Source organism: Aeromonas popoffii (assembly GCF_000820025.1).
In the GTDB taxonomy this organism is placed as follows: Bacteria; Pseudomonadota; Gammaproteobacteria; order Enterobacterales; family Aeromonadaceae; genus Aeromonas; species Aeromonas popoffii.
This window is the reverse complement of sequence record NZ_CDBI01000053.1, coordinates 32,728-43,233: the sequence shown is the minus strand read 5'-3', so window position 1 is coordinate 43,233 and position 10,506 is coordinate 32,728. Positions and strand designations below refer to the sequence as shown.

Annotated in this window: 7 protein-coding genes; all 7 read left to right on the top strand. The window is 54.0% G+C overall.

The window, feature by feature from the left end; genetic code table 11:
* Positions 1-1,188 (top strand): type VI secretion system tip protein TssI/VgrG (tssI, locus tag BN1129_RS10405; protein WP_042036297.1); only part of this gene is annotated, 1,188 nt, incomplete at its 5' end.
* Between the two features lie 4 nt (positions 1,189-1,192).
* Positions 1,193-1,906, top strand: coding sequence for a DUF4123 domain-containing protein (locus BN1129_RS10400; protein ID WP_157013337.1), 714 nt, complete (start codon positions 1,193-1,195; stop codon positions 1,904-1,906).
* A complete protein-coding gene (locus BN1129_RS10395) occupies positions 1,903-6,771 on the top strand; it encodes an RHS repeat-associated core domain-containing protein (protein WP_244463042.1) in 4,869 nt (1,622 codons plus the stop codon). The genes BN1129_RS10400 and BN1129_RS10395 overlap by 4 nt, the downstream gene beginning before the upstream one ends.
* A gap of 2 nt (positions 6,772-6,773) precedes the next feature.
* Positions 6,774-6,995 carry a hypothetical protein gene (locus tag BN1129_RS10390; RefSeq protein ID WP_042036294.1) on the top strand — a complete coding sequence of 74 codons (222 nt, stop codon included), beginning with the start codon at positions 6,774-6,776 and terminating at the stop codon, positions 6,993-6,995.
* A 412-nt stretch (positions 6,996-7,407) separates the two neighbouring features.
* Complete coding sequence (locus tag BN1129_RS10385; protein ID WP_244463041.1) at positions 7,408-9,474, top strand: RHS repeat-associated core domain-containing protein; 2,067 nt, start codon at positions 7,408-7,410, stop codon at positions 9,472-9,474.
* A complete protein-coding gene (locus BN1129_RS23300; RefSeq protein WP_157013335.1) occupies positions 9,474-9,842 on the top strand; it encodes a hypothetical protein in 369 nt (122 codons plus the stop codon). The genes BN1129_RS10385 and BN1129_RS23300 overlap by 1 nt, the downstream gene beginning before the upstream one ends.
* Before the next feature lie 7 nt (positions 9,843-9,849).
* Complete coding sequence (locus tag BN1129_RS22470; RefSeq protein WP_209418502.1) at positions 9,850-10,443, top strand: RNA 2'-phosphotransferase; 594 nt, start codon at positions 9,850-9,852, stop codon at positions 10,441-10,443.
* Positions 10,444-10,506 lie beyond the last annotated feature (63 nt).

Below are 10,506 nucleotides of genomic sequence, written 5' to 3'. Positions count from 1 at the left end.
GGCAGTGGCAAGTCCAACAGCGCAGCCCTCTTGCCGGGCCAGAGCTTCTCGCTGACCGAACACCCGAACGGGGCGCTCAATACCGACTGGCAAATTGTTCATATCCGCCACACCGGTGAACAGCCACAGGCGCTGGAAGAGGAGGGCGGCAGTGGCCCGACCGTCTACCACAACGAATTTGGCGTGGTCAAAGCGAGCACCACCTGGCGCGCCCGTATTGGCAGCCCACAGGCACCCCACAAGCCGATGGTGGACGGCCCACAAATCGCGATAGTGGTTGGCCCGGAGGGGGAGGAGATTTACTGCGACGAGCATGGCCGGGTAAAACTGCAGTTCCCGTGGGACCGTTACGGCTCGAGCAACGACCAGAGCTCCTGCTGGGTACGGGTGAGTCAGGGTTGGGCAGGCGGCCAGTACGGCATGATGGCCATCCCCCGTATCGGCCACGAGGTCATCGTGAGCTTTCTGGAAGGGGACCCGGACCAGCCCATCGTCACCGGTCGCACCTTCCACGCCACCAACCGACCGCCTTACGAGCTGCCCGCCAACAAGACGCGCACAGTGCTGCGCACCGAAACTCATCAGGGTGAAGGCTTCAACGAGCTGCGTTTTGAAGACCAGGCCGGACAGGAAGAGATTTACATTCACGGTCAGAAAGACCTGAATGTGCTCATCGAGAACGATGCGGCTTGGCACATCAAGCACGACCAGCACACCGACATCGACAACGAGCGGGTCACCCGCATCAAGGCCAACGACCACCTGACGGTGGAGGGCGAGAAGCGCGACCACATCAAGGCGGACTATTCCCTCACCGTCGATGCCTCCATGCACCAGAAACTGGGAGATAGCTGGCTGACCCAGGCGGGACAGGAAGTACACGTCAAGGCCGGTGCCAAGGTGGTGTTGGAGGCGGGATCTGAAATTACCGTCAAGGTCGGCGGCTGCTTTATCAAGGTCGATGGCGGTGGCGTCACTATGGTCGGCCCGACTATCAAGATGAACTCGGGTGGCAGTGCCGGTTCGGGGTCAGGATGGGCCGGAAAATCCCCCCTGGGCCCCTTGGGGGTGAGTGTTCCCCCCATACCCAAAGTGCCGCTCAGTCCTGCCCAGCTTGCGACCATGAAGAGTGCCGCACCTTTCTGTGAGGAGTGTGAGAAGTGCAAGGAGGGCGGCTGTGAAATCTGAGGCTATGTCGCTTGCAGAGTGGGTGGCTGAGCAAACTAGCCCACTCTATGCCGTACTGGCAGGGGCCAGCGATGCGGCGCCCTTGCCGCACTACTACCAGCTTGATGGCCGTCATACACCGCGCGGACTCTATCTTGGTACCCCCTATCACGATTGGCTCCCCGTGATGCCCTATCTGGTCGCGCTGGACAAGGAGAGTCCTTTTATCGAATGGGCAGAGACGACCGATGCTCGCGATTGGGGATTTATTCTGGCGACAGCGCAACCTGTTGGCACCCTCTATGGCCATTTTCAGGGGCTGACCCAGATCTGGCATCTGGGGGACGCCGTGTTCTTTCGCTATTGGGATGGTGTGTATATGTCTGCCATCGCCTCGCAGCTTGGTGATGGCATGACGACGCTGTTGCCGCAACTGGATGCGATGTGGTGCCAGGGCAATGCATTTTCATGGGGACCATCGGAGCCTTGCGCTGCACGTCCGTTTCCCTGGTGGGAACTTCCTCCCGCTATCGCAGCCGCGTTGGCCGGGCAAGATACAGGTCCCCTTATCAACAACCTGATGCAACAGTTGGCAGATCAGAATGGCCAGCTTTACTGGTCTTTTCCCGAGGCCAATCTCAGGTGCAAAATCGCCCGTTTCATTTCCCGCTGCCCATCCCCAGATATCGATCTATTTCCAGCGCTGGAAGCGGCGCTGCTCAACGAGGTTCAAGCATGAGTAATGCCGGCCAGGCCGTCTTCACCCAGGTGATCGCCGATTATCGTAATGCCCTGACTGAGTACCGCAAGGATGCCGAGAGTTTCTTTCTGGGCGACATGCTGGGTATGGACATGGAGCAGACCATCAAGGTTGGTGACAAGACGATAAAAGCCTCATCAAGCAGCAAGAAGGCGCAATCCGTGGTGACGCAGTGCCCGTTGAGCGGCACCTTGCGGCTGGTCCATCTGTTTGAATCCGTGCGCTTCATTCCCATCGGTAACACCCCCTACAAGGTGGAAGCGGGCAAGATGGTTCGTGGGCGTTTTGTCAGTGAGGGGGTAGCGAATGAGGGAACCCTGGATGCCAAGGGGATTGCCGAAGTCGGTAAGCTGACTCCGGGCCAGTCCTATCAGGTGACCTTCTATCCCAAGGTGAAGAAGAGTGATCTTGATGCCTTGTTTGCCTCCTATGTACCGGTGCAACAGGATCTGGAGGCCTGGCTGACCAAGGAGTGGAACAGCGAGCACAAAGCTGCGTGGGGCCGTTATAACGCCACGGGGGCCGGGTTTGGCAGCCATGCGTTGGCAGCTGCCAGTGGGGTTGGCAAGGCGCTGGTCGGGGTGTGGGACGATCTTAAAACCATCTACAACCTGCTGGCCGATCCGGTGGGCAATGCCAAGAAGCTGGCCGAGCTCGGCGTCGATGCCGCAGCCATGGCTCAGGCGGGGGCATCCCAGATGGAAGCCGCCATGCTGGTGCTCCAGGATGAAGCGCTGCTCTATCTCTATGCCTACGCGCTGGTGAGCTGGGTCAAGATGCTGCCGCCGGATCAGCAGACCGAGTTTGGGTCTCAAGTGATCTCTTCTGTGCTGATTGATGTCATCATCGGTGTGATATTGACTGGTGGGGCCGGGCTTGCTGCCCGTTATGGCGCCAAGGCGGCTTCAGCGGCCAAGAGCAGCGATAGAGTGATGCGTCTGGTGACCTCGCTGGTCAATCTCTCCAAAAAGCACAATCTGGCGCAACATGCCCAAACGGCCAAGAAGGTGTTGATCGCCGGGTCTGCCAAGCTGAGCCCTGCCAAGAAGGCGGATCTCAAACTGGTAGATGGCAGCGCCAAAACACTGGTGGAAAAGGGGACAGCAGCCAAGCGCAAATTCCAGCCCCATTCCGAGCTTAAGCAGCTTAAAAAGACGCCGGATACCTCGAAAACGGCGACAACACCGGTCAATAAACCCCATCAACCTGAAGCCAAAACCTGCAAGAACAACTGCCCTGTGTCTATGGTCACCGGCGAGGAGTTGCTGGCGCTGGAGGATGCCCATCTGCCGGGCATGTTGCCGTTTACCTTTGGTCGCCTCTATCGCACGTCAGCTGTTGAGCGTTCCTGTGGCATGGGGGCGGGGTGGAGTCATGCGCTGGCCCATCGGCTCGAACGTCACGGAGATAGCCTGACCTGGTGGGATCAGGAGTCTCTTGCTATCGAGTTGCCGATGCCCTCGGCAACCAGACCCATGATCACCAACCAGTTGTCAGAGGCGGCCATTTATCTGGGGGATGAGCCTGACGAGGTGATAGTAGCCAAGGCGGGATCGCCCTTCCTGCATTTCACCTGGCATGGCAAGACAGGCCGTCTGACGGCCATGTCGGATCTTTATGGCAACCGGCTTACTATCCGCGCCGATGAGCAGGGGCGCCCCTGCTGGATAGAAAACGAGGGCGGTCTGGCTCTTCGCATTGTCTATCAAAAGGCATATCTGGCCGCTGTCGAATTACAGCATTTTGACGGTATTAACTGGCAGCCAGAAGCGACCTTGCAACGTTATTACTATGACGATGCAGGGCACCTGGTGGTAGCTGAAAACGGGGCCGGTGAGTGCGAACGTTACCGCTATCGCCCTGATGGGGTGATCCTGGAGCGCCGACTGGCGGGAGGCGCAGGTTTTTTCTGGGAGTGGGAGCGGGAAGGGAAGCTGGCGCGCGCGGTGCGCCACTGGAGTGATGTTGCCCGTTTTGATGTCAGTTACACCTGGGATGATGACAAGGGTGAAGTGACGGTCAGCAATGCGGATGGCAGTCAGGAGGTGTACCAGCATGACAGCAACGCCCGGCTGATCCGTCAGCAAGATCCCGACGGCGCGGTCAGCGAGTTTGTCTATAACGACAAGGGTCAGAAAATGCTGGCCCGCGATGCGCTGGGGGGCGAAACCCGTTACCACTATGACGAAGCGGGCTTGCTGGAGCGCGAGATTGCTCCCGATGGCAGTCAGACAGCCTATCACTATTGGGATGGTCGGGTTCGCAAGGTGGTGCAGGGGGATCGTGAGTGGCGTTTTGAACGCAACGAGCAAGGGGATGTGATTGCAAGACGGGATCCCCTTGGCCGGGAGACTCGCTACAGCTATAACGTGCAAGGCAAGCTCGGCACCGTGGTGCAACCCGATGGCAGCCGCATCGAACTGGGCTGGAACCGCCTTGGGCAGCTGATTGAGGAGAAGGGGGCCAACGGTGGCGTGACCCGCTGGCGCTATGACGAGCGGGGTCGCCAGATAGTACGGCGCGACCCGCGTGGCGCGATTACCCGTTATGAATGGAATGCGGCAGATCGCTTGCAAGCTGTGTATCTGCCTGGTGGTGGCATCCGCCGTTTCGAATATAACGCCTACGGCAAGGTGACGGCCGAGTGGGACGAGCTGGGCCGCGAGACCCGCTACGAATATCACCCTGGCCTGCATCTGGTGAGCCGCCGCATCAACCCGGACGGCAGTGAGCTTAAGTATCGCTACGACAATGCCAAGCTCTTCTTGAGCGAGATTGAGAACGAGCATGGCGAACAGCACCGCATTCACTACTTCCCCAATGGCCTGGTCGCGCGGGAAACCGGCTTTGATGGCCGCACCACCGCTTACCGCTACGACCTCAACGGCCACCTGAGCGAGAAGGTAGAGTTCGGCAAGCAGGAGACCGAGCTGGTCACCCGCTATGAGCGAGACCCCATGGGGCGGCTGCTGACAAAAACCTTGCCCGATGGCCGTGAAATCCAGTTCAGCTATGACCAGTACGGTCAGTTGATGCAGGTGGATGATGGCGCCTGGCCACTCACCTTTGAATACGATACCGCAGGCAATCTGCTGGCCGAGCATCAGGGCTGGGCTTCCAGCTATTTCAAGCATGACGCCATGGGGCGGCTGTCCCATTGGCAGCTGCCCGATGGCAACCAACTGGCTTACCACTACCTCAATGGCGAGCTAAGCGGGATTGATCTGAACGGCTCCGAGCTGACTCGCCACCAGATGGTTAGTGGATTGGAGATGCGCCGCAGCCAGGGGGCGCTGACCCAACAATACGAATATGACGAGCAAGGGCGCCTGACGGCGCTGCGATTGCAACGGGGCAAACAGGTTGCTCGTGAGCGGCGTTACGGTTATGACCGCACTGGCAATCTGCTGCAGATCAATGACAGTGTGCAAGGGGAGCAGCACTACCGCTACGACCCGCTGGACCGCTTGCTGGAGGTGCGTGGTGAACTGACCGAGCGGTTCCTGCATGATCCGGCGGGCAACCTGTTGAGCCAGACGCCGGGTGGTCAGTTTGAGGGAGCTCGTACCCAGGGTAACCGGCTGCTGTTGAGTGGCGATCGCCATTTTGAGTACGACGAATTTGGTCGATTGGCCATCGAGCGCCGTGGCAAAGGCCAGTCACTGGTTACCCGTTATCAATACGACTGCCAGCACCAGCTAGTCAGGGCTGAACTGCCGGATGGCACCACGGCTAATTATGACTACGACGCCTTTGGCCGCCGTACTCGCAAGAGGGTGAGTGGGACAAAGGGCGAACTTGTCACCGAATTCTTGTGGCAGGCGAACAACCTGATTGCCGAAAGCAGTTATCAGCTTGGTGATGATAAACGTCGCACCGACGAGCAATACCGCAGCTTTATCTATGAGCCGGGCAGTTTCAAGCCATTGGTGCAGCTGGAAGGGGAAGGGCAGGATGCCGAGGTATTCCACTATCAACTTGACCACCTCGGTACCCCGCTGGCGTTGACTCGTGACAATGGAGCGACTGCCTGGCAGGTGCGTTATCGCGCCTATGGCAATGTGTGGCGGGAAGAGATCGCCGACGTTGCCGCTCCCTTGCGTTTTCAGGGGCAATATTTTGATGCCGAGACTGGTCTGCACTACAACCGTCACCGCTACTACCAGCCTGAAACGGGTAGATTTATCACCCCCGACCCGATAGGCTTGGCTGGCGGGCTTAACAACTACCAGTATGCCCCCAACCCCACCGGCTGGGTGGATCCGTTGGGGTTGAAGAATGTAAAAGAAAATGGGCTGAATAATATTGATGGTAAAGCCAGCCCAAGCTTGCAAGGTGGGCCGGAAGCACCACCGAGTGTTGGCCAAAGTAAACCCGATTTTTATGTTGGCCCAAGTGGCCCTGACTCGACATTGCCGAGTACTGGGTATAGGTATGATAGATATTTAAATGATGATGGCTCATTATATAAATACGGCCAAGATGCAATTAATACGGGAGAAGCTCGACTGTCATATTTCGGTTTTGATAAATTAGATACAGGAAATCAGGTTACAGAGGCATTCCAGATTCGAGCGCCAAAACATGTGACGATGAATGATCCAGATAAGTCATGGAGTGATGGACGATTACGTATCAAGTTTGATACTTTGCAATTATATGATGGCTCAGGTGTTCCAAGAGTGGAAGTGCCTAGAAGTCATGGGGGTAAAGGGCCTGATCTAGAACCATTCACTGAGGCTTATCCAAAGTATGGGAAGGGTGGTGCTAGACAATTAGTTCCTAACACGGATGAGTCTTTATATATAAAGGCTGATGCAATTGATATTTTACCAAAGGAATGATTATGACCGAAGGTGAATACTTTAGAGAACAATTAATAATTCTTATTGAAAATCATAAAGAGGATTTTTTTTATGACTATGAAAATCTGATTGAAATTCTCAAAGATAAGAATAGACGAATACCCATAAGGGGGATTTGGGAGAGTATGAAAGGGTATGACCAATCAAAGTACTCTGATGCTGAGAAAGAGCTACTTGATGAAGCTATGTATCGTTATGGTTAGACCAATATAAATATTGAGACTCTCACCATTTTTACTGAGAACAAGCGTTCGAAGCTGAGTAGTAAGAGAGAATTTTAACTCAATAGAGATAACTTGGGTTGGATGATTTTTTAACCAGTGTAAGGCGTCTGTACTATAGAGCAGTGGTTATGACTAGGGCCGTAGGCTCGATTAGCGCAGCGTAATTGGGCATTCACAGAGCAATCTGTACAGGTCTGGTTATCGCCAGACACTGGACTGAACCTTTATTAATTCAGTCAGCCCTCTTCCAAAATGTGGATGTGTAAAGGTCTGGATAACGTAATGTCCTGACCTTTTTGTTTGTTTACTTCCCCTCTACGGTAAGGTGACGGCCGAGTGGGACGAGCTGGGCCGCGAGACTCGCTACGAATATCACCCCGGCCTGCATCTGGTGAGCCGCCGCATCAACCCGGACGGCAGTGAGCTTAACTATCGCTACGACAATGCCAAGCTCTTCTTGAGCGAGATTGAGAACGAGCATGGCGAGCAGCACCGCATTCACTACTTCCCCAATGGCCTGGTCGCGCGGGAAACCGGCTTTGATGGCCGCACCACCGCTTACCGCTACGACCTCAACGGCCACCTGAGCGAGAAGGTAGAGTTCGGCAAGCAGGAGACCGAGCTGGTCACCCGCTATGAGCGAGACCCCATGGGGCGGCTGCTTACAAAAACCTTGCCCGATGGTCGTGAAATCCAGTTCAGCTATGACCAGTACGGTCAGTTGACCCAGGTGGATGATGGCGCCTGGCCGCTCACCTTTGAATACGATAGCGCAGGCAATCTGCTGGCCGAGCATCAGGGCTGGGCTTCCAGCTATTTCAAGCATGATGCCATGGGGCGGCTGTCCCATTGGCAGCTGCCCGATGGCAACCAGCTGGCTTACCACTACCTCAATGGCGAGCTAAGCGGGATTGATCTGAACGGCGCCGAGCTGACTCGCCATCAGAGGGTGGGCGGATTGGAGATGCGCCGCAGCCAGGGGGCGCTGACCCAGCAATACGAATATGACGAGCAGGGGCGCCTGACGGCGCTGCGACTGCAACGGGGCAAACAGGTCGCCCGTGAGCGGCGTTACGGCTATGACCGCACCGGCAATCTGCTGCAGATCAATGACAGCGTGCAAGGGGAGCAGCACTACCGCTACGACCCGCTGGATCGCTTGCTGGAGGTGCGTGGTGAACTGACCGAGCGGTTCCTGCATGATCCGGCGGGCAACCTGTTGAGCCAGACGCCGGGTGGTCAGTTTGATGGGGCGCGCACCCAGGGTAACCGGCTGCTGTTGAGTGGCGATCGCCATTTTGAGTACGACGAATTTGGTCGATTGGCCATCGAGCGCCGTGGCAAAGGCCAGTCACTGGTTACCCGTTATCAATACGACTGCCAGCACCAGCTAGTCAGGGCTGAACTGCCGGATGGCACCACGGCTAATTATGACTACGACGCCTTTGGCCGCCGTACTCGCAAGAGGGTGAGTGGGACAAAGGGCGAACTTGTCACCGAATTCTTGTGGCAGGCCAACAACCTGATTGCCGAAAGCAGTTATCAATTTGGTGGTGATAAGCATCGCACCGACGAGCAATACCGCAGCTTTATCTATGAGCCGGGCAGCTTCAAGCCATTGGTGCAGCTGGAAGGGGAAGGGACGGATGCCGAGGTATTCCATTATCAACTTGACCACCTCGGTACCCCGCTGGCGTTGACTCGCGATAATGGGGCGACCGCTTGGCAGGTGCGTTATCGCGCCTATGGCAATGTGTGGCGGGAAGATATAGCGGAAGTGGCGACGCCGCTGCGTTTTCAAGGGCAATATTTTGATGCCGAGACCGGCCTTCACTACAACCGTCACCGTTACTACCAGCCTGAAACGGGTAGATTTATCACCCCCGACCCGATAGGCTTGGCTGGCGGGCTGAACAACTACCAGTATGCCCCCAACCCGATTGGTTGGGTAGATCCGTTGGGGTTGACGAATATACTGGGGCAGTGTCCGGATTCCGAAAAAGTTGTAGATAAAAAAATGGAAGGCCCACGACCTCCAGTTGTGCACCTTGATCCTCAAGAAATTCGTTTTTCTCAAAATTCGGTTTCATTCAATAAGACAGAAAGAGGGAGTGGTAAGCCTTATACATATGATGAACTTGTCGCTAGTATGAGGAAAAACGGTTGGCAAGGTGATCCTATCGATGTAGTAAAAATGCCTGATGGTGGGCTGACATCAATGGATAATACTCGTGTAAGAGCAGCAAGAGAGGCCGGTGTAAAAGTCCAAGCGAGAGTTAATGATTTTGGTCGTCCTCTTACAGAAGCTGAGCGGGAGCGATTTACAAAGGCTAGCACTGCTCCTGATACATGGGGTGAGGCTATTTTGTTGAGAATAAACAGTCAGAAGCCTAAAGTATTTGCAAAGTCAAATCCGTACGGCTCAAATGTTGACCCAAAACTAAGTGGTAAAAAGTAATGAATATATTCTTAGGTGCTATTGGTGTAGATGAATTTGACTATCCTCAAGGATACCTTACTTTTTTGAAAAGCAAGATGTCTAAGGATTTCGAACCATGGACAATGCTAGCTCATTATGAAAAACGGGTTGACTCTTGGCGAAAGATATTAAGTGAGCAATACCCAATATATTCCTTGCTTCCGTTTGCTAAATATATTGCAAATGATGATGTTGCCTGTTTTGACCTGAAAAATGGTGATGTTGTAATTATTAATTCATTTTCTACAATAGATTGCTCATGTCATGGAACATATCCTGATTTCGATACATGGTTAACGGCGGCCATAGCTGAACATGAATCTTGGGATGAGGATGAGTATGAGTAAATGATAAATGTGGTATTGGAATTTAATGGGGGCTTTTATGGTTAACGAAAAGGAGTTTGATAAAATCAGTCGCGTAGTTTCTCATGCTCTTCGTCATGAGCCATGGATTTACGAATTGGAGTTAGATGACGATGGGTGGGTGCAGGTTGGTGATCTAATCAATGTATTACGCCGAGAGAATTCAAAATGGTGTGATATTACCAGCGATACACTGATTAATATTATCAAGGCATCAGATAAAAAACGACATGAAATATGCGATGGTAAAATTCGGGCGCTATATGGCCATTCAGTACCTCAAAAACTGCTTAAACAGCCATCAACACCACCAGCCATACTGTATCACGGTACGTCACCAGAGCTTGCCAGTATAATATTAAGAAATGGGTTGTTGCCGATGGGGCGGCAATATGTGCATCTTTCCATTGATATTGGTACAGCAAGCAAAGTTGGTCAACGTAAATCCCCCAAGCCGGCTCTGTTGCAAATAAATTCAGAAGATGCGATGAAAAGCAACGTAGTTTTCTATCGTGGTAATGATATTGTTTGGTTAGCTGATTTTATTCCATCTAAATTCATTGGTTGCAATGTGAATTTTTGATTTTTATGTGGTTGAGATAGTGCGTGAAAATGGCTTGATTTATTTTATTAAATTTTTCTGAAT

Excerpts from the sequence above, each read along its gene's own strand:
- BN1129_RS23300 (WP_157013335.1), top strand. The coding sequence starts at position 9,474 with ATGAATATATTCTTAGGTGCTATTGGTGTAGATGAATTTGACTATCCT.
- BN1129_RS22470 (WP_209418502.1), top strand. The coding sequence starts at position 9,850 with ATGTGGTATTGGAATTTAATGGGGGCTTTTATGGTTAACGAAAAGGAG.
- BN1129_RS10390 (WP_042036294.1), top strand. The coding sequence starts at position 6,774 with ATGACCGAAGGTGAATACTTTAGAGAACAATTAATAATTCTTATTGAA.
- BN1129_RS10395 (WP_244463042.1), top strand. The coding sequence starts at position 1,903 with ATGAGTAATGCCGGCCAGGCCGTCTTCACCCAGGTGATCGCCGATTAT.
- BN1129_RS10400 (WP_157013337.1), top strand. The coding sequence starts at position 1,193 with ATGTCGCTTGCAGAGTGGGTGGCTGAGCAAACTAGCCCACTCTATGCC.